Source organism: uncultured Sphingosinicella sp. (assembly GCF_963974575.1).
Lineage (GTDB): Bacteria > Pseudomonadota > Alphaproteobacteria > Sphingomonadales > Sphingomonadaceae > Sphingosinicella.
Map to the genome: position 1 here is coordinate 367,248 of NZ_CAXBBQ010000001.1, position 22,988 is coordinate 390,235.

The 22,988-nt window shown below is 64.5% G+C and carries 17 protein-coding genes; 8 read left to right on the top strand and 9 right to left on the bottom strand.

Going from position 1 to position 22,988, the window contains the following annotated elements; all coding sequences use genetic code 11:
* Positions 1 to 16: 16 nt before the first annotated feature.
* On the bottom strand, positions 17 to 2,884 hold the full coding sequence (gene traA, locus AAC014_RS01935) for a Ti-type conjugative transfer relaxase TraA (protein WP_339703542.1): 2,868 nt from the start codon (positions 2,882 to 2,884) through the stop codon (positions 17 to 19).
* A 174-nt stretch (positions 2,885 to 3,058) separates the two neighbouring features.
* Here traA and AAC014_RS01940 point away from each other — a divergent pair, with 174 nt between their 5' ends.
* From AAC014_RS01940 to AAC014_RS01960, 5 genes are all read left to right on the top strand, one after another.
* Positions 3,059 to 3,379, top strand: coding sequence for a conjugal transfer protein TraD (locus tag AAC014_RS01940; protein WP_339703545.1), 321 nt, complete (start codon positions 3,059 to 3,061; stop codon positions 3,377 to 3,379).
* A gap of 16 nt (positions 3,380 to 3,395) precedes the next feature.
* Positions 3,396 to 3,779, top strand: coding sequence for a conjugal transfer protein TraD (locus AAC014_RS01945; protein ID WP_339703548.1), 384 nt, complete (start codon positions 3,396 to 3,398; stop codon positions 3,777 to 3,779).
* 146 nt (positions 3,780 to 3,925) lie between these two features.
* On the top strand, positions 3,926 to 9,922 hold the full coding sequence (locus tag AAC014_RS01950) for a DUF3320 domain-containing protein (protein WP_339703551.1): 5,997 nt from the start codon (positions 3,926 to 3,928) through the stop codon (positions 9,920 to 9,922).
* On the top strand, positions 9,919 to 11,046 hold the full coding sequence (locus AAC014_RS01955; RefSeq protein WP_339703553.1) for a DNA repair exonuclease: 1,128 nt from the start codon (positions 9,919 to 9,921) through the stop codon (positions 11,044 to 11,046). Before AAC014_RS01950 ends, AAC014_RS01955 begins: the two co-directional genes overlap by 4 nt.
* Positions 11,046 to 13,670 carry a DNA-binding protein gene (locus AAC014_RS01960; RefSeq protein WP_339703555.1) on the top strand — a complete coding sequence of 875 codons (2,625 nt, stop codon included), beginning with the start codon at positions 11,046 to 11,048 and terminating at the stop codon, positions 13,668 to 13,670. Before AAC014_RS01955 ends, AAC014_RS01960 begins: the two co-directional genes overlap by 1 nt.
* Before the next feature lie 257 nt (positions 13,671 to 13,927).
* On the opposite strand, the gene AAC014_RS01965 is transcribed toward AAC014_RS01960, so the two are convergent.
* Positions 13,928 to 14,851: a nucleotidyltransferase and HEPN domain-containing protein gene (locus AAC014_RS01965; RefSeq protein ID WP_339703558.1), complete on the bottom strand. Its 924-nt coding sequence runs from the start codon at positions 14,849 to 14,851 to the stop codon at positions 13,928 to 13,930.
* Positions 14,852 to 14,935: 84 nt separating this feature from the next.
* Positions 14,936 to 15,337 (bottom strand): sigma factor-like helix-turn-helix DNA-binding protein, encoded by a 402-nt coding sequence (locus tag AAC014_RS01970; protein WP_339703561.1) that lies wholly within the window; start codon positions 15,335 to 15,337, stop codon positions 14,936 to 14,938.
* A gap of 471 nt (positions 15,338 to 15,808) precedes the next feature.
* Here AAC014_RS01970 and AAC014_RS01975 point away from each other — a divergent pair, with 471 nt between their 5' ends.
* The 3 genes from AAC014_RS01975 (at position 15,809) to AAC014_RS01985 (ending at position 18,006) form a co-directional block, all read left to right on the top strand.
* Positions 15,809 to 16,042 (top strand): AlpA family phage regulatory protein, encoded by a 234-nt coding sequence (locus AAC014_RS01975; RefSeq protein ID WP_339703564.1) that lies wholly within the window; start codon positions 15,809 to 15,811, stop codon positions 16,040 to 16,042.
* Positions 16,029 to 16,214: a hypothetical protein gene (locus tag AAC014_RS01980; protein ID WP_339703566.1), complete on the top strand. Its 186-nt coding sequence runs from the start codon at positions 16,029 to 16,031 to the stop codon at positions 16,212 to 16,214. Before AAC014_RS01975 ends, AAC014_RS01980 begins: the two co-directional genes overlap by 14 nt.
* A gap of 97 nt (positions 16,215 to 16,311) precedes the next feature.
* Complete coding sequence (locus AAC014_RS01985; protein WP_339703568.1) at positions 16,312 to 18,006, top strand: recombinase family protein; 1,695 nt, start codon at positions 16,312 to 16,314, stop codon at positions 18,004 to 18,006.
* Positions 18,007 to 18,028: 22 nt separating this feature from the next.
* On the opposite strand, the gene egtD is transcribed toward AAC014_RS01985, so the two are convergent.
* Genes egtD through gluQRS form a run of 6 tightly spaced genes read right to left on the bottom strand, consistent with a single transcriptional unit; the run spans position 18,029 to position 22,884 of the window.
* Positions 18,029 to 18,991, bottom strand: coding sequence for an L-histidine N(alpha)-methyltransferase (gene egtD / locus AAC014_RS01990; RefSeq protein WP_339703571.1), 963 nt, complete (start codon positions 18,989 to 18,991; stop codon positions 18,029 to 18,031).
* Positions 18,992 to 19,004: 13 nt separating this feature from the next.
* On the bottom strand, positions 19,005 to 20,195 hold the full coding sequence (gene egtB / locus AAC014_RS01995; RefSeq protein ID WP_339703573.1) for an ergothioneine biosynthesis protein EgtB: 1,191 nt from the start codon (positions 20,193 to 20,195) through the stop codon (positions 19,005 to 19,007).
* A gap of 28 nt (positions 20,196 to 20,223) precedes the next feature.
* Positions 20,224 to 20,784 (bottom strand): cob(I)yrinic acid a,c-diamide adenosyltransferase, encoded by a 561-nt coding sequence (locus tag AAC014_RS02000; protein WP_339703575.1) that lies wholly within the window; start codon positions 20,782 to 20,784, stop codon positions 20,224 to 20,226.
* 4 nt (positions 20,785 to 20,788) lie between these two features.
* Complete coding sequence (locus AAC014_RS02005) at positions 20,789 to 20,992, bottom strand: twin transmembrane helix small protein (RefSeq protein WP_339703577.1); 204 nt, start codon at positions 20,990 to 20,992, stop codon at positions 20,789 to 20,791.
* A gap of 55 nt (positions 20,993 to 21,047) precedes the next feature.
* On the bottom strand, positions 21,048 to 22,004 hold the full coding sequence (locus AAC014_RS02010) for a DUF481 domain-containing protein (RefSeq protein WP_339703579.1): 957 nt from the start codon (positions 22,002 to 22,004) through the stop codon (positions 21,048 to 21,050).
* Positions 22,005 to 22,062: 58 nt separating this feature from the next.
* Entirely contained in the window at positions 22,063 to 22,884 is an 822-nt protein-coding gene (gluQRS, locus tag AAC014_RS02015) for a tRNA glutamyl-Q(34) synthetase GluQRS (RefSeq protein ID WP_339703969.1), read from the bottom strand.
* Positions 22,885 to 22,988 lie beyond the last annotated feature (104 nt).

The window sequence follows — 22,988 nt, forward strand, 5'->3', positions numbered from 1 at the left end:
GCCTTCGAGCGCGAGCCTAGCGGCTGAGTCCCCGCCCGCGCGAGAGGCCGAACCAGTCTGAGAGCTCCCGGGACAGCCCGCGCGCCGGTTCCATGCCGATGCCGAGCCCGAGCTCGCGGGTGCGAGGACGCAGCAGCGACTCCATCTGCGCATCGCGCTCGAGGCTCTTCGCGAGCCCCGCCATGCCCGCGTTGATCTTCGGGAGCTTGTGCTCCTCGCCCCAGAACCGGGCGTGCTCCTGCTGCTTCCTGAGCTTTGTCCATTCCGCGACGAACCGGTCGGCGCGGTAGGCGGGGTCGCTGCGGACGCGCTCGGCCTCGTCGAGCAAGGCGCGGGCCTGCCGCACGTCGCCGCGCGCCATCGTATCGAGGAGTTTCAGGTCCGCGCGCCAGGCGTTCCTGAGGTCGCGCGCCGCGCCGGGCCGGATCGCATCGAGCGCGGCCTCGTCGCGTTCGTGCATGGCGCGAAGGCCGTCGCTCATCGGCACGCGCGCGAGCCCCATCTCGCGGACCTTGTGCACGGTACGCGCGTACTGCTCGACCGCCGGCTCCAGTTGGGGCCTCGGTGTCTGGATGGGGGTGCTTTTCAGTTGCAGCCCCTCGAACATGTCGCGGACCTTGACCGTGATCTCCTTGACCCGTTCCCTGAGCGTGATGCCGCGCCGGGCGGCGAACGCCTCGGCTTTGTCTGCGACCGGTCCATAGTCACCGACCATGTCCTTGCCGCGGTCGCGTGCCAGTGTGCGGACAAGCTGCTGCTCGGTTTTGAACGTCTCCTTGCCGTAGTGGAGATCGACCCGTTCGCGGTGGCGCGACAGCGCCACATAGGCGCCGTGACGGTCCATGCCGCCTGTCGCGAGCACATAGGACCGATCCACGGTGACCCCCTGCGCCTTGTGGATCGTGGCAGCATAGCCATGGTCGATGTCGGTGTAGAGCTTCGTGTCGAAGCTTATGGCTCTACCGTCATCGAGCATGATGGCCATACGTGCCTGGCTCACGCTCTCGACCCTGCCGAGCGAGCCGTTCTTCACCCCCATGCTCTTCTCGTTCCGCAGGAACATCACCCGGTCGCCGCGCGCGAACGGCTTGGGGCCTTTCCTCGTTTCCACACGGACATCATCGCCCAGCTGCTTGCCGAGCCGCAGGCGCTGGCGGGCGAGTGCATTGAGCCCGGCAACGTCGGCGCGTGTGTGCGCGAGGATCAGACGGCTCTTCTGCGGCTGCGCCTTCCGGTCCCTGTCCCAGCGGTCGATGAGCTGCTTCTTGGCGTCGGCTTCGGTCGGCGCTGCGTGGATGCGGTCATGCTCTTTGAGCGCATGGACCGCTTCTGCGGTTCTTCCCGTGGCGAGCTGGCGCACGGCGTCGCGCTGCCAGGCGTCGTGCTGACGGCGGATCTCGGTCACCTCAACCCCGCCGTGGCGCTCATGGATGCTGCGGAACGCCGCGCCCGCCTCGATCGCCTGCAGCTGCTCGGGATCGCCGACGAGCACCACCTTCGCGCCCACCTCGCTCGCATGGCTCAGCACACGCTCCATCTGCCGCGTTCCGATCATCCCGGCCTCGTCGATGACGAGCACATCGCGGCCGGTCAGACGATCGGTGCCGCCCGCCCAGGCGTGCTCCTGAGCTGCGATCGTTCGCGACGCGATGCGCGACCCTGCTTCGAGGTTCTCGGCGGCAATGCCGGAGAGTGCGAGCCCGCGTACGCGGTAGCCCGCATCCTCCCACGCTTCGCGCGCCACGCCGAGCAGCGCGGACTTGCCGGTTCCGGCATAGCCGACAATGACGCCGAGGCCTTTGGGTTCGGTGACATGGTCGAGCGCGGCGCGCTGTTCCGACGAGAGCACAAGCCCGTGCCGTTCGGCGCGCGCCACGGCATGGTCGCGGAACAGGTCGCGGACGGCGTGTTTGTCCTGCATCTGCAGGCGCTCGGTCGCCTGTTCGAGCCGCTGCTCAGTCTCCAGCATCGCGCGGGATGTGAACCGCTCCTGTTCGCGTCCGTCCTTGCCGAGCGCGACAAGCGCGGGCGAAGCTTCGACTGCGGCAAGCACGCGGTCGAACTGCTCCTTGCCGTCGCTATGCCGGTGCACGAACATCGCAAGCTCGCGCCGCGTGAACGTTGCCTGTTGGTGGGTGAGCGCATCGAGCGCCACTTCAGGCTGCTTGAGGATACGCTCGCCGTTGGCGCGCGCGATGGCACGGTGCTCGTCGAGACGCTCGCCGCTAAGCCCCACGTCGGCCATGCGCGATGCGGCCGGGCCGATCTTGTTCTGGGGCTCGAGCTCGATGCCCTGCGCCGCGAGGCTGCGGTGGTCGACGGTGATGTCTATGTCGCGCTCGGCAAGCGCGCGGCTCTGGTGCTGTGCCCAGGCCTCGCGCCAGTGTTCGAGAAGCTGCGTGCTGTTCCAGTCGCGCACCTTCGCGCCGAAGCCGTTCTCATCAACCTCACGCATGGTCAGCATGACGTGGGCATGGGGCTTCGCCATGCCGTCGGCGTCGATGTCCCAGTGCACGTTGAGATCAGCGCACATGCCGCGTTCGACGAACTCGCGTTGCACAAAGTCGCGCGCCACCGCAATCGCGTCAGCCTGTTCGAGTTCGCGTGGCAGGGCGAACTCGACCTCACGGGCAAGCTGCGCGTCCTTGCGCACCTCCGCCGCCTCGACACTGTTCCAGAGCGCTTCGCGGTCTCGAAGCTGCTCAGGGGCATGTTCGGGGAGCATCACTTCGGCGTGGATGACGCCGGCCTTGTTCGTGAAGTCGTGATGGCGATCGAGGCGCTGGTCGTGCAGCCGCGAGGCGGAGCGGTACGCGGCGGAGGCGAGCGCGCTCGCGCCGGTACTCCGGCTGATGACCTTCGCGCTGAAGTGATAGATCGCCATGAGGGCTATCCATCTACACCCCGAAAGCCACGTCGGCACGACGTATAAGCGCGCCCTCACAAGATCGAATCTCGCGAGGGACCGGGTGATCTCACACAGGTTCGGCCTCTTTACCGCGCGCCAGAACGACTCGTAGCGTCGGGCACATCACCGCAAACCGAAGGACTACATTCCATGCGCAGGCCCCGTGACTATGATGCCGAGATGAAGCTGCTCGCCGAAAAGGCCAAGGCGCTTCAGGACCGGAAGCTTCGTGAGCTCGGGCAGCTGGTCACGGCAACCGGTGCCGATGCACTTGGGGCCGATGTGCTTGCGGGTGTGCTGGTCGCTGCCGTCGCCACGACAGACATGCTGCAGAGGGAGGAATGGCGCACCGCGGGCGCGGCGTTCTTTCTGCGCGGGAAACTTGCGACAAGCGCTGCGAAGGACACTCCGCGCCGAGCGAAGGCTCCGAGCTCTGCGCAACCGGCTGCAGGCACGGAGGGCGCGGGCTGATACGCGGGACTGGGTGGTGAAGCGCCGCGAGCGGACGCGCCGGCTCATCGAACTCGGCGGGCTTATCGTCAAGGCCAGGTTCGATGCGCTCGTCGAGGATGATCGGGCGGCGATCTACGGGGCGCTGCTCGGGCTCGTGCAACAGGCGGATGGCGAGCAGCGCGACGAAGTCATCGCGCTCTGGCGACGCAGAGGGAAGCGGGCGTTCGCAACGGAGGCAATGGAACGGGATTCTCAATGGCGGTTTTGTCGGCCTCGTCGGACGCTCCGGAACGGCTCCTTTAAGGAGCGCCGATCGGATAGCGGACGTTCCGGAGGCGGCTGGCGCGTCAGTGTCAGCGCAAGAAAAATCGACCTTCGAAGCAAGCCGGCGGTAATTCCGAAAACTGCCACTCGCTAGGCCGCGGCTAGTGCCGTCAGCAACAAACGTTCCTCGCTCGTAGATAAAACCGGATAGGACCTTCTCGACTAGTAACTACAAGCTTCCAAATTTCGGCTTTGTTAAGACGATCTGCTTAGCTAGCCTCCAATTATGGGGGATAGATCATGGATGATTCGGCCAAGCGTTCCGTAGCTAATCTATCGAATGATCCGAACGGAGGCCGCAAGCCTGCCATAGTCGCCGATGTCGCTGGGAGCTTCACCTACGCGTCTTACCAAAACGCTATCCCGGTCCTGCGATCAATTCAGATCGACAACGCCGATGGCCAAAATTACGAAAAATGCCGTCTCGAGCTCACTTCTTCGCCGGCCTTCCTACGGCCAAAGTCTTGGGCGATCGACCGGCTTGTGACTGGCGACACTCTGCCGCTTGCGGACCGCAAGGTAGAGTTGGACGCCGACTACCTTGCCGGGTTGAACGAGGCAGAGCGCGGGGAGGTTACACTCCGGCTATCAGACGGCAATACTGTACTTGATGAACAGCGCTTCCCGGTCCGGTTGCTCGCGCGGGATGAGTGGGGCGGAGTTGCCGACATGGCACAACTGCTCCCCGCATTCGTCATGCCGAACGATACCGCCGTCGCTCGCGTCCTGCGGAACTCCGCCGAACGACTGGCGGAGCATGGCCACCCGAGCGGGCTGGTTGGGTATCAGTCGAGCGATCCGGGCCGCACTTACCTAGTGGCAGCCGCCATCTACTCGGCCATCGCCGGGATGGGTATCCATTATGCCGAACCACCGGCCAGTTTCGAGGATCGAGGCCAGAAGGTGCGGCGTCCGGCAACGATCGCGGAAGATCGATTGGGCACCTGCCTCGACTTAACTCTATTATTTGCTGCGGCACTGGAGGGCGCAGGCCTGCATCCGGTCATCCTGATGTTTCGCGGTCATGCGGCGGCGGGCGTTTGGCTGACCAAGCGGACCTTCGGCAACACGATCGAATCGGATCAGATTGAAGTGCGTAAGGCGCTGGCTTCGCGCGAGTTGATCATATTCGAAACGACGGGCGTTACGCACCGTCCGGCGATGGCGATGGATGTCGCTCAGCGAGCTCTCGATCAGCGGATGGGCGAAGAGGAAGCTCCCGACTTCGTAGCGGCAATCGACGTTCGACGCGCACGAAGCGGCGGGGTCACGCCGCTTGCATCGCATGAAGCCCGCCGCGCTGGCTCCGACGCTGACGAAGGCGCCGCAGTGGTATCGGGGTTGTCTCTGCCAAGCGCGCCATCTTTCGACGACCTGCCGGCGCTTTCCGTGGAGCAAAAGCCAACTACCGCGGCGGGACGGATCGATCGCTGGCAGAAGAAGCTGCTCGATCTGACATTGCGCAATCGATTACTTAACTTCCCCGTCACAAAGAAGACAATTCCGTTTCTCTGCACCGACGTCGCCTATCTGGAAGACCGGCTGGCGGATGGGGCGGCGATCCAGATCGTGTCGTTGCCCCAGCAGAACCCGCTCGGTGAGCGCGACGCCGCGCTCTACCGAGACGTTCATGGTCGCGATCTTCAGCGCAGCTTCGCGGCCGAGGCACTTCAACGCGATGAACTTCCCTCCCCGCTCGATCAACAGCCGCTTGAAGCACGGTTGATCGAGCTTCATCGCCAGGTGAAGAATGATTTCGCAGAGGGGGGCGCGAACACGCTGTTTCTGGCGGTCGGCTTCTTGCGCTGGAAAAAGAAGCCCGAAGATGAACGCAGCTATCGAGCGCCGTTGCTGCTCGTTCCGGTCAAGCTTGAGCGGCGCAGTGCCAGTTCGCCCTTTCGTATTCTGTTCCACGAGGACGAGCCACGCTTCAATGCGACGCTGTTACAATTCCTGGAACGAGAATTCGAACTGAGATTGCCGCAGTTTACCGGAGAATTGCCATCCGACGACAACGGGATCGACGTCCCTCGCGTGCTGGCGATGATGCGCCAAGCCGTGCGCGACGTGCCGGGTATGGAGGTGATCGACGAGACTGCACTATCCACCTTCAGCTTTGCCAAGTTCCTGATGTGGAAGGATCTTGTCGAGCGGACCGAGGCACTGCGCGAGAACCGCGTCGTTAGACACCTGATCGACACGCCCGAACAGGCATTCGCTGCCACAAGTGGGCAAGCGGCTTTCTGCGAAGAGCGCGAACTCGATCACGCCTATGCGCCCGCCGACATCGTCTGCTTGCTGCCCTCCGATTCATCTCAAACTGCTGCAAGCTTGGCTGCCGCGGAAGGGCGGGACTTCGTGATCGTAGGCCCGCCCGGTACCGGAAAAAGCCAGACCATTGCTAATATGATCGCCAATTGTCTGGCGGTCGGGAAGACGGTGCTATTCGTCGCCGAGAAGACTGCCGCGCTAGATGTAGTGTATCGGCGGCTGCGCGAGCACGGGCTGGGAGATCATTGTGTCGAACTCCACTCGAACAAGGCCGACCGACGGCATTTCCTGACTCAGCTCAAGGCCGCTTGGGAGCATGGCAGTCGCAACGATCAAGCGCAGTGGCTCGCGGTGAATGATAGGCTAAAGCTGCGGCGCGACACTTTAAATGCCTATGTCGAAGCGCTGCACAAACCGTATTCTAACGGCTGGACGCCATATTTGGCGCTTGGCATTGCGCTGCGTGCGAAGGACAAGCCGGCACCAGAATTGGGCTGGCCCCGTGAGCAGGCACATGACGCGGAGGCATTGGCGCGGCTTGAAGAGCTTGCCCATGAGGTAGGGCTCGTTTTCACTTCTGTCGAACGAAGGCCGGCACTCGACCTGATCAATATCGACGAGTTGGGTGCGGCGCGGCAAGAAGCGGTGCTCACAGCGGGGCAGTCCCTGCGCAACGCTACCGAGTTGCTTGTCGGCGCACTTGCTTCCTATCGCACAGCGCTGGGGATTGCGCCTGCCGATCTGCCGGCAGATTCCGAGATCGCGGCTCTGACCGCCCTTGCACAGGCGATCGAAGGCGGCCGTGAGCGTGATCTCTCGATCACGTTCGACCCCGATTTCGCCAAGTGCGCGGGCGAACTTTCAGCATTGGAGGCCGCAATCACCGCTTATCGCGAGGCTGAGCGCGGATTTGGGGCCAGCTTCGCGCCCGCCGCAGTGCGCGATCTAGATCCTGAAGCGCTTGATCGCCAGTGGCGCGAGGCGAATTCTTCCTTCTGGCCGATGTCAGCGCTCGGGCGGCGCAAGATAACGCGGCTATTGCAGAGCTATGCCGATGCCGGCGCGACGCAGCCTGACCAAGACCTTTCGCGTTTGCGCTCCATGAAAGCCCAACTGGCGGTGATCGACGCTTCGCCGTTGCATACCCGTCCACTGCCGTTCGCGGGGCTGGATACCGACCTTGCAGCAATGGCCGAAATATTGGAGCGGGCCCGCGCGCTAAGGAATGCGCTCAAACTTGACGGACGCGGGCCGGAGGTAGTGGCGGCGGTCACGCAGCGTGTCGCCGCTGCCCTGCGCGAGCGCGATGAGGACGGCTGGATGTGGCAGGCCGGCCCGAAACTGCTTGCCGCCGCAAGCGGGTTCGAGGAAGCTCGAACCCGCTTTGCCGAAGCGGCCGGGCGCGTCGTCACGATCGACGCAAGGCCAGACTCGCTCGTCATTCTGATCGAAACGCTGGGAGAACTGGCGGAGGCGCGTCATCTGTTGCGCGACTGGACGGCGTGGTGCCGGGTTCGAAACCGTGCTGTCGCTTTCGGACTCGACGCGCTGGTCGAGCAGGTCGAAAGCGGCATGATCCCAGCTGAGGAGACGTGCGCTGCGTTCCGTCTGGGCTATGCCCGTTGGTGGCTGCCAGGGGTGCTTGATGGTGATCCCATACTGCGCGACTTTCGCCGCTTTAGCCATGAGAACGCAATCGCCGAGTTCCGGGAGATCGACGATCTGGTGCGCACCCATGCGACGGCCCGCGTGATAGGTGCGATTGCGCACGGCCTGCCGCCGGTGCAGAGTGTGCCGCGCAACTCCGAATTGGGACTGCTGCGCCATCAGATGGAGTTGCAGCGTCCCAGCCAATCGATTCGCGACATGATCGCCAAGATGCCGGAGAGCTTTTCCAAGCTCGCGCCGTGCATGCTGATGTCGCCGCTGTCGATCGCGCAATATTTCCCGCCGAACCAGGCGCTGTTCGACGTTGTGATCTTTGACGAAGCATCGCAGATCACCACTTGGGACGCCGTCGGCGCGATTGCGCGCGGACGCCAGACGATCATCGTCGGCGACCCTAAGCAATTGCCGCCTACCAACTTTTTCGGGCGCAACGAGGAAGATGAAGAGGTCGCCGACCATGAGCGCGATCTGGAAAGCATCCTCGATGAGGCCAAAGCGTCGGGCATTCCGGTGCGCGACCTGCGCTGGCACTATCGCAGCCGCAGCGAGTCGCTGATCGCCTTCTCCAACCATCATTATTATCAGAACCGCCTCGTCACCTTTCCTTCGCCCCAGGTCGAGGATCGCGCAGTGCAGCTACGCAAGGTGCCGACTGGCGTCTATGATCGTGGCAAGAGCCGCACCAACCGCATCGAGGCCCAGGCCGTTGCCGACGAAGCGGTCGCCCGGATGCGCGCGTGGCTTGCTCTGCCCGAAAAGAGCCGCCCGACGCTGGGCGTCATCACCTTCAATGCCCAGCAGCAGTCGCTGATACTGGACCTGCTCGACCTGGCGCGCCGCGACGAACCCGAATTGGAATGGTTTTTCGCGGACGAACGGGTCGAGGCGACGATCGTCAAGAATCTGGAGAATGTGCAGGGTGACGAGCGTGATGTGATCCTGTTCTCAATCACGTTCTGGAAGGATGCTGCAGGCAAGACGACCATGGATTTCGGCGCTCTCAACCGGGACGGCGGCGAGCGGCGGCTAAATGTTGCCGTCACGCGTGCGCGGCAAGAGCTGATCATCTTCTCGGGCTTCACCGCCGATCAGATCGACCCGACCCGCACCAAGGCGACTGCGGTCCATCATCTCAAGACCTTCCTCGATTATGCAGAGCGTGGGTCCATCGCGCTGCCGGCACAGACGATGGGATCGGTCGGCGGGTTCGACTCGCCCTTCGAGGAAGCGGTCGCCGAGCAACTGGAGCGGCGTGGATGGCAGATCGTGCCGCAGGTCGGCATCTCCGGCTTCCGCATCGATCTCGGCGTCCGCCACCCGGATCTTCCGGGGGCCTATCTTGTGGGTGTAGAATGCGATGGGGCATCCTATCACAGCGCTGCTACCGCGCGTGACCGAGACAAGGTTCGCGAACAGGTTCTGACCGGGCTAGGCTGGAACATCCTGCGCGTCTGGTCGACCGATTGGTGGTATGATCCGGCGGGTTGTTCGGAGCGACTGCACGACGCATTGCAAGCCTTGCTCGAGGCCAGCCGTGCCACCGATGCCGAGCCAGCAATCGCTCCGCATTGGGATATGGGGCACGGGGTCGAGGGGATCGAAGAAATTCGCGATGACGAAGCCGCCGGGCGGGTGGAGGCAGAAGCGCCGCCGCCGGTTTTCGCGACGATCGAACTTGTATCCTCGGAAGTGCCGCCAGCTGGCGGGGCCGTGATCGCCGAGGATATGGCCGGTGCAACCACAGCGCCTAGCGCCGCGCCGGACGATCTTTATCGCCTGACGGACCTGACCGGCTTTGTTGCCGAACCAGACCGCTTCCATGACTTCGCCTATCGCGACACATTGCAGGCGATGGTTGCCGCGGTGATCGAAAGAGAAAGCCCGTTGCGCACGGATATATTGTGCCAGCGCATCGCCCGCGCGCATGGCTGGCTGCGCACAGGCGGCAAGATTCGCGAGCGCATCGACATTCATCTGCGCGATTTCGATCGCACGCAGGAATCGAGCGGCGAATTTATCTGGAAAGCGGGCGATGTAACCGACACCCGCGTCTATCGTGCGCCGGCAAATGACGACGCGCGCCGAGCCATCCCAGACATCCCGCTCGCCGAGCTGGCGGCAGTGGTGCGGGCAAACCCCGATCTGCTCGACGAACCCGATCCCGCGCGCGAACTCGCACGGCTGCTGGGCGTCGAAAGACTGGCAGCCGGGTCGCGCGGCCGACTGGAGGAAGCGATCGCACGTGTGCGTGGAGATGAAGCCTTGCCGACCGCGCCAATCATCCCGGAGATAGAATGACGATGTTCCGCTTTATCCATTCGAGCGATCTGCATCTGGGCAAGCGTTTCGGCAATTTCGAAGGTGACCTGCCCGGTCGCCTGCGCGAAGCGCGTCATGCAGTGATTGCGCGGCTAGCCGATCATGCGCGGGCGCAGGGCGCGGGCACCATCCTGCTTGCCGGCGACACGTTCGATACCGAAACCCCCGCTGCCGAGGTGCGACGCCAGGCGCTTACCGAAATGGCGCATCACGCGGCGATCCGCTGGATTATCCTGCCCGGCAACCACGATTCGTTGCAGGCGAGCGAACTCTGGGCGCTGCTCGCCCGGGAGGCGCCGAGCAATGTGGTGCTTGCGTCCGCAGCCAGCCCTATCGAACTCGCGCCCAATGTCGCGCTGCTGCCCGCGCCATGTACCACGCGTCGGCCGGGTCGCGACCTGAGCGCCTGGATGGATGCCGCCGCGACGCCCGAGGGTACGATCCGTATCGGCATAGCGCACGGCCCGATCCAGAGTTTTTCTGAAGACTCAGGCGCTTCCGAAGTGATCGCGCCGGATCGCGCCCGTCGGGCTGGCCTCGATTATCTGGCGCTGGGCGACTGGCACGGTGCAATCGAGGTCGATCCGCGCACGCGCTACAGCGGCACACCGGAGCAAGACCGGTTCAAGCATGATCGTCCGGGTGAGGCTGTATTAATCGAGATCGCCGGCGCCGGGGCGGTGCCACAAGCGACTACGCTTCCGACCGCCAGTTTCGTGTGGCGCTCGCTCGACCTCCATTTGCTCGCCGACGATGATTCCGCCCCCGCACTGGCGGAACTGTTGCCCGAACTGCGCGATCGTCGCCAGACCATGGCGCGCATCGTGGCGACCGGACGCGCGGGGCTGGCGGCACGCACCGCTCTGGCGACTATGGTGGCGGAGGCTGCACCCGATTTCGGCTGGCTAGTGCTGGATGATAGCGGACTTGCGACCGATTGCGCGGTTGAGGATCTGGACCAGATCGATCGCGCGGGCGCCTTGCGCGAAGCGGCGGATGCCTTGCTCGCCGAAAGCGAGGACGATAGCCGGTCAGCAGCGGAGCGGGCCATTGCCGCGGCCGCTCTGACGCGCCTCTACGGCTTCGCCAAGGAGATGGCGTAATGAAGCTCGCTGCGCTCCGCCTGCATAATGTCAAGCGTTTCGCCGGGCGCGGTATCGCGATCGAGGGGATTGGCGACGGCGTTAATGTCCTGTGCGCCGCCAATGAGTTCGGCAAGTCAACCAGCTTCGAGGCTTTGCACGGGCTGTTTTTCCAGCCCTATGGCAGTACTGCAGGCGATGTGCGCAACCTGCGCCCCTATAGCGGTGGGAGCCCTCTGGTCGAGGCCGACATCATCGTTGGTGACAGTCGCTACCGCATCACCAAGCAATTCTACAACGGTCGCTTCGCCAAGGTGGTCGATCTCGGTTCGGGGCGGCTTCTTGCACAAGCAGACGAAGCGGAGAATTTCATTGCAGGGCTGATCAACGGCGGCGCGGGCGGGCCGGCGGGGCTGTTGTGGGTGCGTCAGGGCATCACCGGAATCGAGCAGCGCAGCCGGGCGGCTGAGGACAGCGATCGGCTGGCGCGTACCAGCCTGCTCGAATCGGTGCAGGGTGAGGTCGAGGCGATGACCGGCGGGCGCCGCATGGCCGAGATTCTGGTTGCGACCATCGAAGATAGAGACTCTCTGGTCACCACCACGGGCCGCCCCAAAACGGGGGGACGTTACGCAGCCGCGATCGCGGAGCGCGATCGACTCGCGGGGGATGAACATCGGCTGAGGGACGAGGTCTTGGCGCTGCGCGGTGAGCTGGACCAGCGGGCCGTAGCGCAGGGGCGTCTCGCCGAACTGGAAAATGCCGACGAGCGCGATGACCGGCGACACGCCGTGGTGAAAGCCGGGGCCGCATTCGACGCTGCCCGCGCGCAGGCCGATAAACTCAAGGCTGCCGAAGCCGAACTCGGCCTGGCGCGCGAGCGCTGGGATGTCGCCGAACGCGAACATCGCCAGTTCAGCGAAGCACTGGTGGAGACGAGCCAAGTGACGGAGGAAAGCCGCGACGTCCAGCGCCGTCGCGAGGATGCGGTGGAGCGACGTCGTGCCGCGCTCGAAGCAATTGCCCAGGCGCAGGCCGAAGCAGACGCCGCAGAAGCGGAGGAGACCTCCCTGCGCTCGTTGCTCGACACGCTCACGGCAGCGACCCGGGCCAAAGAGGCGGCCGAGCGGCGTTCGGAGGTCGAGGAGCGTCTTCGCCACGCCGAAGCGGCGCGAACGATGATTGAGAGCAGTGAAGCACGGCTCGCCCAGCTTCGCCTCCCCGCTGGGGCAATTGATGAACTCGCCGGGTTGGATGTCGAAATTGCCCGCATCCGCGCGATACACGAAGCCGGGCGACCGTCGGTGACGGTCGCCTATGAAAACGGCGTTAAGACGCGCATGACGCTGGGTGGAGCGCCGCTCGGCGAGGGTGAGGAACGCAGCTATGTTGGGCACGCCCATCTGGTCGCTCCCGGCATCGGCCACATCACCCTGCGATCCAACCGGGTCGAGCAGGATGATGGACGCCTCGCTGCAGCGGAGGCTCAGCGGGGCACCTTGCTGACGTCGATGGGGGTCGCTGATCTGGCCGCCGCCCGGGCACAGCAAGTCGAAGTCCAGGGCATCGAGGGGCAAGCGATCGAGGCTCGCGCCCAGCTTGCTGTGCTCGCGCCGGATGGGCTTGATGTCTTGCGCGAAGCAGCCGCTGCGCTCTCGGCGGTCGATCCTGAGCTGCTCGAACTCAAGGCTGACCCCGACGAAACGCGCGCCGCCTGCGATACGGCGCAGCAGCGACGACGGCAGGCGACCCAGGCGATCCGCACTGCTGAGCCCGCCCGCGATCATGCCTATACAATGTTTGTCACCGCCGAGACGACGCTGGCATCCCTCCAGGCGCGCGAGCAGCAGGCAAGCGCTGTGCTCGGTCCGGTCGAATCCCGGGAAGAACGGGGCGAAGCGCTTTTGGCGCGCCTGAACGAGCGCAATGGCGTGCTCGTGGAGATGCAGGCGCAGGTTGATGGGTTACGCAGCGTCACGCTCGATCTGGACGCTGCCGAAGCAACGCTTCGTCGGCTTCGCTCTGTCGAGCAGGCCGCAGAAACCGAAATCCAGCAGCTTCGTGAAACCATCGCAGGCCTGAACGCTCGAATCACCGCGCGATCCGACGATGCCGTCGAAGAAAACTGGCGTCAGACTGCAGATTCCCTTGCCGCCGCCGAGGCGCGGGTCGCGGCATTTGAGCATGAGGTCGCAGTGCTCACCAGGCTTGCCCAGGCGCTGGAAACCGCCCGGTCGAGCGCGCGCGACCTCTACCTCACACCCGTAATGAACGAACTCCGCCCCTTGCTTGGGCTGTTGTTCGACGATGTCTCGATCAGTTTCGACGATCGGACCCTGCTCCCTCAGAAGATCGTCCGCGCAGGCTTGGAGGAGGATGTCGATCGGCTGAGTGGCGGTATGCGAGAACAACTGTCTGTCCTAACCCGCCTAGCCTTCGCTCGCCTCCTCGCGCGCGATGGACGGCCCGCGCCCGTCATTCTCGATGACGCGCTGGTATATTCTGACGATGATCGCATTGAGCGCATGTTCGACGCGCTTCACCGACAGGCTCGCGACCAGCAGATTATTGTGTTTTCCTGTCGCCAGCGAGCATTTCAACGGCTGGGCGGGAACGTGCTTCAGATGCAGGATTGGCAACCATAAAATTTGATCCAGCTGAGTACCAGCAAAGATCGCGATGGACGGCAACGTTCTTCATCGCGTCCTCGATAGCTGCAGGCCCGCAGTCGACCAGAATTCGTCGTTGACGGCACCATGAATGACGGGTGGATTTGGACGTCGGGATTTGGGACCAGCAAGGGCAGCTATGTTGGCGGCTATCGACTTAGTCGAACTGCATTGTCACCGCCCGCATAGCCACAATTGAGTCCTGAGGCTCTACATACCGCTTGTAGCCTAAATCAGCCCTTCGCCGAGGCTTCAAGCTCGGCGATCCGCTCGCTGCACACGGCGTGGACGACGCGGCCGAGCTCCTCCACCTGCTCACCGAGCCACGTGAGTTCTTCCTCGCTGATGCGGTAATGCTTCGAGTAGCGGGCCTTCACATAGGCTTGCTTCAGCTTCTCGAACATCGCGCGCTGCTTGCGGTTGTCCTCGGGCCAGACATACATCAATCGGCGGTCGATAAGGTTGGCCTGAGAGCGCAGAAAACCCAGGTTGTGAACGTGAGGGGTATAGAACGTGCAGACCAGAAGGACGCAGTGGTAGAGGCGTTCCGTTGCCTGATGTAAGTCGAAAACCGCTTTTTTCCGTTTACCGCGTGCTTCGGCGTCTTTGTATCCATCGAAGAAATCGACGGAGCTGGTCATCCACTCATCGAAGTATTCCCGCGCCATTTTGAGCGCATCCTTCGGCGTCTTGGGCTTTGGCGTGTGAAGCACGCTGTCGTCACTCTGGTAGAGCGCGATGCCGTCTTTCGCGACGTCCATGAAGAAGTAGCGGCCATGTGCGAGGCCATCGTTCACCTCCTGCAGCGTGTGCACGATGAAGTTGACCGGGGTCTTGATGCTCTTCGTGATGCCGTACTCGCGGTGGAACCTCTCCTCGGCCTTCACCCAGTATTTCACATAATCGGTGAGCCGCTTGTCGTTGACGATGACAAGGAGGTCGAAGTCTGACTTGTAGCCCTTGGCGGTGTGCGGCTCATCGACCCAGCCGCCGCGTGCATAGCTGCCGTAGAGGATGACCTTGGTGATACGGCCCTTCTTCTTCCACTGGTGCTGGGCAAGCGCGAGGGTATCGTTGAATTCCTCGAACAGAATCTCGACGACACGCTCAAGCTCGCGTTGCTTTGCGGGCGGAAGATGATCGAGGCTCGTGCGCATAGGAGACCTTCCTAGCAACTCAGGCATGACTTTGCACTGCAAGAACAGGCTGTTGCTGTGGGCAATGGCACCGCAACCCCCTGATCAGAGGGTTGCGGCCTTGTGGAGCGCCACCAGTGCCGCCGCCATGCGGGTTTCCACGTCGCGGACCGAGAGGCCCAGCCGCAGCGCGATGCGGTCGTTGAGCAGCCCGTCCCAGGCAAGCTCCATGACCTGCTGCGATACCGGATCCAGTGCCGCGAACGCTTCCCGGTAGGGCTTGCCGATCTTCATGATGTGCCGGATGGCCTTTCGCATGTGCCAGCGCACCCGGCATTCACCGATCCCGAGCTCTGCGGCGATCTCGGCGTAGGATTTGCCTTCGACCCTGTGGGCGATGAACACCATCAGCGTTCGCTCGGGGAGCTTCCGCAGCCATGCCCGCATCACCGCGTGACGATCCCGCTCAAGGGGCACGCTGGGTTCAGATACAGATTTTCCGTTCATCATGCTTCTCCCTTCCAACAGCCGCGGCCCCGGCCGGAGGGCGGGGGCGGGCGGCAGGAACGGGATCAGGCGGGCCGCATGAGGCGGCCTGCACCCGAAGGGCTGGAACGAGAGTGGAAGACCTGCCGCAGGCAGGTTGCAGGCCGGCGCGGCCCGCCTAAAGCCCGTGACGCCCGCTCCCCGCCGGAACAGACGGATCAAACACGCCGCCGGGCAAAAGCCCGGCACCTGATTCGCGCGCCGATCCGGCGCGCGGGACATCATGAGACACCAGCTCAGCATCGCCGTGATCTGCCGCAAAAAATCTTTGGCGGCGAACTGACGTGCGCTGACATCCGGTGACGTCCTGGGCGATCCCACGGGACCGTTTGCGTTGAGGTGGCACCATTTCCGCCACTCTTGACGCCAGTACCGGACCCGGCATCCTGACCCGACTGGGGAAGCTGACAACCGCTGAAGGAAGGACCAGCCATGTCCCATGACCGCATCCTGCGCCTCAAAGCCGTGCTCGACCGCACGGGGCTCAGGCGCTCGACACTCTACCGGAAGATGCAGGCCGGGAGTTTTCCGAAGCAGGTTCGGATCAGCACGCGCTGCACCGGCTGGCGCGAGTCCACCGTCAGCGCATGGATGAAGAACCCCATGTTCTACGAGGCCGGGAACGACAATGAGGACATCTGCGGCGCCGGCCATGACCGGGGATGAGACGCCGGAGCCGTTGGCGCCTGCCGTGGCGAATGACAATGCCGCAGCGCTCGACCCTGCCGGCGTCGATGCCGCGCTCACTCGCATTGCCGAGGCGGTCGGACGTCACATCGCTCGCGAGCATATGCGTGTCCGCAAGGCCGCCAATGACAATGACGGCGACAGCGGGTAGGATGCACGCAGCGGCTCGCCGATCATATGTCCCCGTCCTCTTGATGCGACGGCGTCTCCCGGCTGGGGCCTTTATCTCTTTTCGAAGGTGATGACGCATGACCCGCGCTGCGCTTTATGCACGCTATTCCTCCGACCAGCAGAGTGCGGCCTCGATCGAGGACCAGCTTCGTATCTGCCGCGAACGCGCGGGCCGCGAAGGCTGGACCGAGGTCCATGCCTATGAGGATGCCGCCATCTCCGGCGCCAGCGTCACGCTCCGCCCCGGCATCCGGCAGCTCCTGCGGGACGCCGAGCGCGGAACCTTCGATGTCGTTCTCGCCGAGGCGCTCGACCGCGTGTCGCGCGATCAGGCCGATGTCGCGACGCTCTACAAGCATCTGCAGTTTGCAGGCGTGACCCTGGTCACGCTCGCCGAAGGCGAGATCAGCGAGCTTCATGTCGGGCTCAAGGGCACAATGAACGCGCTGTTCCTCAAAGATCTCGCGAAGAAGACGCACCGCGGCCTGCGCGGGCGTGTCGAGAAGGGGCTTTCCGCAAGTCGCGCCGCCTACGGCTACAGGATCGTGCGCCGCCTGACCGCCGACGGCGAGCTGGTGCGCGGCGAGCGCGCCGTCGATCCGGCCGAAGCCGAGGTCGTGCGACGCATCTTCAAGGCGTTTTCTTGTGGCACGAGCCCGCGCGCGATTGCGCGCGATCTCAATGCCGAGGGCATACCTGGACCCCACGGGCGGACATGGCGCGACACGACGATTCGCGGTCGTGCAAGCTGCGGCACGGGAATCCTCAACAATACCCTTTATGCCGGTGTCCTCTCATGGAACCGCAAGCGCTACCTCAAGGACCCGGCCACGGGTCGGAAGGTGGCCCGGCTCAACCCCGAAGCAGAATGGGTGGAGGTCCCGGTTCCACACCTTCGCATCGTTGACGATGCGCTCTGGCAGGCGGTGCGCGCCCAGCAGGCGGTCCTGACGCAACGGTTCGAAGCGGCGACGGCGGGGATGGTCGCGGCGCGCGCGCGGAAGTTCAATGAACTGCGCCGCCCCGTGCATCTGCTCTCGGGGCTTCTGGAATGCGGGGTGTGCGGCGGCGTCTACGGCATCGTGGTCAAGGACCGCTATGGCTGCATCAACCGCAACCGGCACGGCACCTGCACCAACCCGCGCTCGATCCGGCGCCCTCATCTTGAGGAACGCGCGCTGGCCGGCATCCGCGACCGGCTCGTCTCGCCCGAGAAGGTCGAGGCGGCTGTCAAAGCCTATGCGCAGCAGATCAATGAGGCGAATCGCGAGCGCCGGGCAAAGGCCGAGGCCGACCGGCAGGCGCTAGGCAAGGTTGAGCGGGCCATTGCCGGGATCATGGCGGCGATCGAGGACGGTATGTATCAGGCGACCATGAAGGCGCGGATGGCGGAGCTGGAGCGGCAGAAGGTCCGTCTCAAAGAAAAGCTGTCAGAGGCCCCGGCGAGCGTGCCTGACATCCATCCCGGCATCGCCGAGGTCTACCGGCGCAAGGTCGAGCGACTCGTCGAGACGCTCGAAGACCCCGCCACGCGCGCCGAGGCTGCGGCCGATATCCGGTCGCTTGTCGGCAAGATCGTGCTGTTCCCCGGCGACAAGCGCGGCGAGGTCCATGCCACGCTCCACGGCGCGCTCATGGGCATCCTCGACTTCGTCGGAGGCGATGGATCGGGCGGCGCGCGCCCTCGCCATGTTACGCAGAAGGCGGTATCGGGTTCTCAAAATCCACCATTTTCGCATCGGCCTGAACCGAATCGCCACACACCCCAGTGAAATGGGGCAGTGAAATGGATCGTCATGGCTCCATTTCGTCTGCGCCGCCCCGCCAGAGGTGCAGGCTGAACAGGCCGCGCGCGTCCGTCCAGTAGCGGACGGGTCGCCACCCGGCGGCGCGGGCCAGCAGGCGCGCCTCCTCGATCGTGTATTTGTGGCTGTTTTCGGTGTGGATTGTCTCCTCCTCGCGGAGGCTGAATGTTTCGCCGGCCGCATGGAAGCGGACATCGCGCGTTGCGGCGAGGTGCATTTCGATGCGCCCCAGATCGTCGTTCCACAGTGCGCGGTGTTCGAAGGCATCCAGCGGGATATCGCCGCCGAGTTCGCGATTGATGCGTGCGAGCAGGTTGAGGTTGAACGCGGCGGTGACGCCTGCCGAATCGTCATACGCCGCCTCGATCAGGCGCGGGTTCTTGCGCAGATCGATGCCGATGGCGAGCCACGGCGCCTCCCCAAGCGTGGCACGGAACGCGCGCAGCAGATCGACGGCGGCAGCGTGCGTGAGGTTGCCGATCGTGGAGCCGGGGAAGAAGCCGATCATCGGGCGACCTTCCACGGCGCCGGGAAGTGCGATCGGCTTGGTGAAGTCTGCCGCCACCGGCAGGATACGGAGCCGAGGCAGCGCCTGTGCCAGCCGGGCAGCGGCATCGCGCAGGAAGTCCGCGGAAATGTCGATCGGCACGTAAGTGGCGGCGCGCACAGCCTCCACGAACACGGGGGTTTTCGTCGAGGAACCGGAGCCGAACTCGACAACCACCTTGCCGGTGCCCGCGATCCGTCCGATTTCTGGTGTGTGCGCATCCAGAAGGCCCGTTTCGGTACGGGTCGGATAATATTCGGGAAGCTCAGTGATCTCTTCGAAAAGCTCGGAGCCGCGACGGTCGTAGAGGTAGCGTGCGGGGATCACCTTGCGAGGCTGCGACAGGCCCCGCACCACGGCGTCCGCAAAATCACTTTTCGGCAGGGTATCCGCAACTGACGTCATGACGCATCCGTTCCTAAATGTCCTTCGCCAGCCGCACGCCGGTGAATTGCCAGCGCTGGTGGGGATAGAAGAAGTTGCGATAGGTGGGGCGGGTGTGGCCTTCGGGCGTCGCGCACGACGCGCCGCGCAGGACAAACTGCCCGCACATGAACTTGCCGTTATACTCCCCCACCGCGCCTGCGGCCGGGCGGAAGCCGGGGTAGGCGGCGTAGGCGCTCTGGGTCCATTGCCAGCAGGTGCCGAACATTTGGGAAAGCGCCGCGTTTTCGGCCATCGCTTCCCATTCTGCCTCGCGCGGCAGGCGCGCGCCGGCCCAGCGCGCGAAGGCATCGGCCTCGAAGTAGCTGACATGCGTCGTCGGCGCTGCGGGATCGACCGGCTGCCGCCCGGCGAGGGTCATGGTGGACCAGCCGTCGTCTTCGCGCCGCCAGTAGAGCGGCGCCGTGACGTCATTCTGCTCGGCCCATGCCCAACCGTCCGAAAGCCAGAGCGTCGGCGTGCGGTAGCCGCCGTCGTCGATGAACGCGGCCCATTCGGCATTCGTCACGAGTCGCGATCCGAGCGCGAAGGTCTGCAGCAGTTCGGGATGGCGGGGCGTTTCACAGTCGAACGCGAAGCCGTCTCCGGCGTGGCCGATGGAAACGATGCCCCCGGGATGCGCCAGCCAATCATGGGCATCGGCATCCGCCGCCGGGAAAGGGGCGATCTTCGCATAGACGGGCGCGACGGGGTTTTCCGAGAATAGGTGCAAGATGTCGGTCAGCAGCAGTTCCTGATGCTGCTGCTCGTGGTGGCAGCCGAGCGTGACGAGCGCTCGCGCGGTTTCCGGCAGTTCATCGATCGCGCGGTCGAGCGCAGCATCGACGTGGGCTCGCCAGGCGAGGATTTCGGTGAGTGCCGGCCGCGTCAGCATCCCGCGCCGGTCGCGGCGTAGGCGCGGCCCGGCCGCTTCGTAGTAGCTGTTGAACAGGAAGCCGTACGCCGGATCGAACACGCGGTAGCCCGGCACATGCGGGGTCAGCACGAAGGTTTCGAAGAACCATGTCGTATGCGCGAGGTGCCATTTCGCTGGACTTGCATCGGGCATCGACTGCGCGCTTGCGTCGGCGTCCGAAAGTGGCGCGGCGAGATCGAGGCTGTGCTGCCGTGTGTCTGAAAAGAGACGGCGGAGCGCGGCGTGCACAGAAACCGTTTTTGAAGCCATGCGTCCTCCCTGTTCGGGAAGGCCGCGTTCAGCCGTCCCGGTTGGCGCCCGGAACCCAGAGCACGTCAGCCCTGCCCTTTTCGTTACAGTGACGTGCCATGACAAACAAATGATCCGACAAACGGTTCAAATATTTGATCGGCAGATCGCCGAGGGCATCGGTTTCATTGGCTTCCACGGCGATGCGCTCGGCGCGGCGAACGACGGTACGCGCGACGTGAAGGTGCGCGGCAAGCGCCGATCCGCCGGGCAGGATGAAGCTGGTGAGCGGTTCCAGATCAACGTTCATCGCGTCGATTTCGCGCTCCAGCCGATCGACCTGGGCCTGCGTGACGCGGAGCGCGCCCGTGATCTCTCCGGGCGTCGCGAGGTCGGCGCCGAGGTCGAACAGGTCGTTCTGGATGCGCGCGAGCATCGCATCGTCCGCGCCTTCGGCATGGAGCCGCGCGACGCCGATCGCGCTGTTCGCCTCGTCTGCGGTGCCGTACGCGGCGACCCGCATATCGTGCTTGGCGCGGCGGCTGCCATCGACGAGGCCTGTCGTGCCGTCGTCGCCGGTGCGCGTGTAGATCTTGTTGAGCTTGACCATGAAATCAGCCGCCGTTCCGGGTCATCATGATGAGAATGATGACGAGAAGGACGGTCACGCCCTGCAGCAGCACGCGGTAGCTCATCAGCTTGTTCGACTGCTGGCCGGTGATGTCCTTGCCGCGGGCCATCACGATGATGCCGCGCACGAGGACGGCGGCGGTCGCAAGCGCGCCGATAACGATGAGGGCGATGACGAGTCCGGTCATGGGGCAAGACTAATACGGGTTTCGGCGCCCATGTCACGCCGCAGCGTGCCGGCGATCAGAATTTGTAGACGAGGCTGGCGCGCGTCACCGTATCGGTCTTCACTTTGTCGTCGGGCGGATCGGTCTCGTGCTTCACGTCGAACGACAGCCGCGTCGAAAGATTGCCGATGAGCTTGGTGGTGAGCGCGCTGTTCGCGAACAGTGTGTCATTGCCGTTGCCGACGATGAAGCCCGCGTCTTCGGTGAAGACGAGATCGCCGACGATCGTCCAGCGCAGATTGGTCTTGCCGCGCACGCTGAGTTCGCTCCGGCTGCGATCGGCATCGGGTTCCAGCTCATCGAAGGCGAAGCGTGTCTGGCGGAGCGCCGGACCGCCTTCGAGCACCAGCCGCAGACGCGGCGTTTCGGCGGCGATCCAGCCGAAACCGGCGGATTCGGTGAAACGGCGGCTGAAACCGGCGAAACGATCGCTTTCCCAGCCGACGAAGCCGAACGTGTAGAAGCGCGGGCTGAAGCGGTGGTCCCCCTGATAGGAGGCACCATAGCGTTCGCGCGTGCGTTCGCCGTCCGATTCCTGGAAATCGGCCTCGGCGAGCAGGCGGTGCCGCCACGTCAGGCCCTGTTTCACAAGATCGATCTTGCCGGAGGCGCCGCGTTCGTCGGTGTTGCCGGTGGTGAGGGTCGCGCCGAGCGCGGCTTCGCCCTCCCAGCCGTTGGTGAAACCCTGGGTCGCGAGCAGGCGCCTCCGCTGCTTTTCGGCTTCCTGCGCGGCGCGGATTTCCGAAACCATCGCGTCGATTTCAGCCATCGCCTGCGGCTGCGTGCGGCGTGCGAGCGCCGCGATCGTATCGAGCTGGCCGGGCTCCGCGGCGCGGATCATCTCCGCGACGGGCGCAGGCAGGACGCCTTCAGCTGGTTTTTCTTCTGCCGGCGCCTCGGCGGGCACGGGCGTCTGCGCGGCTGCTGCGGCCGCGGCAATGGATAAGGGAGCGGCGAGCGCGATACGCCACACGTGTCGATCTCCTTGTCTTTCGCCCCCCGGCGGAGAGCGCCTAACAAAAGTCGCCGCGTCAGGCAAAGCCGAGCTGATGCTTTATCGCCTGTGGAGAGACGCCGCGTGCGCGAAGCTCGGCGAGTGTCTCGGCGCGGTCGCGTTTGGCGAGGCGTTTGCCGTCCGGCCCCATGAGCAGCGCGTGGTGGTGGTAGTGCGGGGTCGGCAGGCCGAGCAGCGCCTGCAGCAGCCTGTGGACGTGTGTCGCAGAAAACAGGTCCTCGCCGCGCACGACGTCGGTTACGCCTTGCAGCGCATCGTCGACCGTGACCGAGAGGTGATAGCTTGTGCCTGCGTCCTTGCGCGCAAGCACGACATCGCCCTCGGCCTCGGGCGTCGCCGCGATCTCGCCCTGCGTCGCGTCATGCCACGAAAGCGGGCCGGCGAGGGCGGTGGCGCGGATGACGTCAATGCGCCAGGCGTGCGGCTCCGCCATGCGCCGCGCGCGGGTTTCCACATCCAGCGCGCGGCAGGTGCCGGGATAAAGCGGCTGCACGCCGTGCGGGGCGGTGGCCGCCGCGGCGATGTCGGCGCGCGTGCAGAAGCAGGGGTACACGACCTCCAACGCCTGCAAGCGCGCGAGCGCTGCGGCATAGTCGGCCATGTGTTCGGACTGGCGGCGCACCGGCGTTTCCCATGCGAGGCCGAGCCAGGCGAGATCCTCGAAGATGCCGTCGGTGAATTCCGCGCGGCAGCGGCCGGTGTCGATATCTTCGATGCGCAGCAGGAAGCGTCCGCCGTGCGCCTCCGCGAAACGGAACGCCGTCAGCGCCGAGAAGGCGTGGCCCAGATGCAGCCGCCCCGTGGGGCTCGGCGCGAAGCGCGTGACGACCGTTATGATGGACTCCCCGAATTTCTTGGCGCAGTCTGCACAAAGCGCATTGACCTCACCCCAGATCAAGTGGTGTCATAGCGGCGACACACAATACGCTGTATGGTGCGTAC

Excerpts from the sequence above, each read along its gene's own strand:
- traA (WP_339703542.1), bottom strand. The coding sequence starts at position 2,884 with ATGGCGATCTATCACTTCAGCGCGAAGGTCATCAGCCGGAGTACCGGC.
- AAC014_RS01940 (WP_339703545.1), top strand. The coding sequence starts at position 3,059 with ATGCGCAGGCCCCGTGACTATGATGCCGAGATGAAGCTGCTCGCCGAA.
- AAC014_RS01950 (WP_339703551.1), top strand. The coding sequence starts at position 3,926 with ATGGATGATTCGGCCAAGCGTTCCGTAGCTAATCTATCGAATGATCCG.
- AAC014_RS01955 (WP_339703553.1), top strand. The coding sequence starts at position 9,919 with ATGACGATGTTCCGCTTTATCCATTCGAGCGATCTGCATCTGGGCAAG.
- AAC014_RS01960 (WP_339703555.1), top strand. The coding sequence starts at position 11,046 with ATGAAGCTCGCTGCGCTCCGCCTGCATAATGTCAAGCGTTTCGCCGGG.
- AAC014_RS01965 (WP_339703558.1), bottom strand. The coding sequence starts at position 14,851 with ATGCGCACGAGCCTCGATCATCTTCCGCCCGCAAAGCAACGCGAGCTT.
- AAC014_RS01970 (WP_339703561.1), bottom strand. The coding sequence starts at position 15,337 with ATGAACGGAAAATCTGTATCTGAACCCAGCGTGCCCCTTGAGCGGGAT.
- AAC014_RS01975 (WP_339703564.1), top strand. The coding sequence starts at position 15,809 with ATGTCCCATGACCGCATCCTGCGCCTCAAAGCCGTGCTCGACCGCACG.
- AAC014_RS01980 (WP_339703566.1), top strand. The coding sequence starts at position 16,029 with ATGACCGGGGATGAGACGCCGGAGCCGTTGGCGCCTGCCGTGGCGAAT.
- AAC014_RS01985 (WP_339703568.1), top strand. The coding sequence starts at position 16,312 with ATGACCCGCGCTGCGCTTTATGCACGCTATTCCTCCGACCAGCAGAGT.
- egtD (WP_339703571.1), bottom strand. The coding sequence starts at position 18,991 with ATGACGTCAGTTGCGGATACCCTGCCGAAAAGTGATTTTGCGGACGCC.
- egtB (WP_339703573.1), bottom strand. The coding sequence starts at position 20,195 with ATGGCTTCAAAAACGGTTTCTGTGCACGCCGCGCTCCGCCGTCTCTTT.
- AAC014_RS02000 (WP_339703575.1), bottom strand. The coding sequence starts at position 20,784 with ATGGTCAAGCTCAACAAGATCTACACGCGCACCGGCGACGACGGCACG.
- AAC014_RS02005 (WP_339703577.1), bottom strand. The coding sequence starts at position 20,992 with ATGACCGGACTCGTCATCGCCCTCATCGTTATCGGCGCGCTTGCGACC.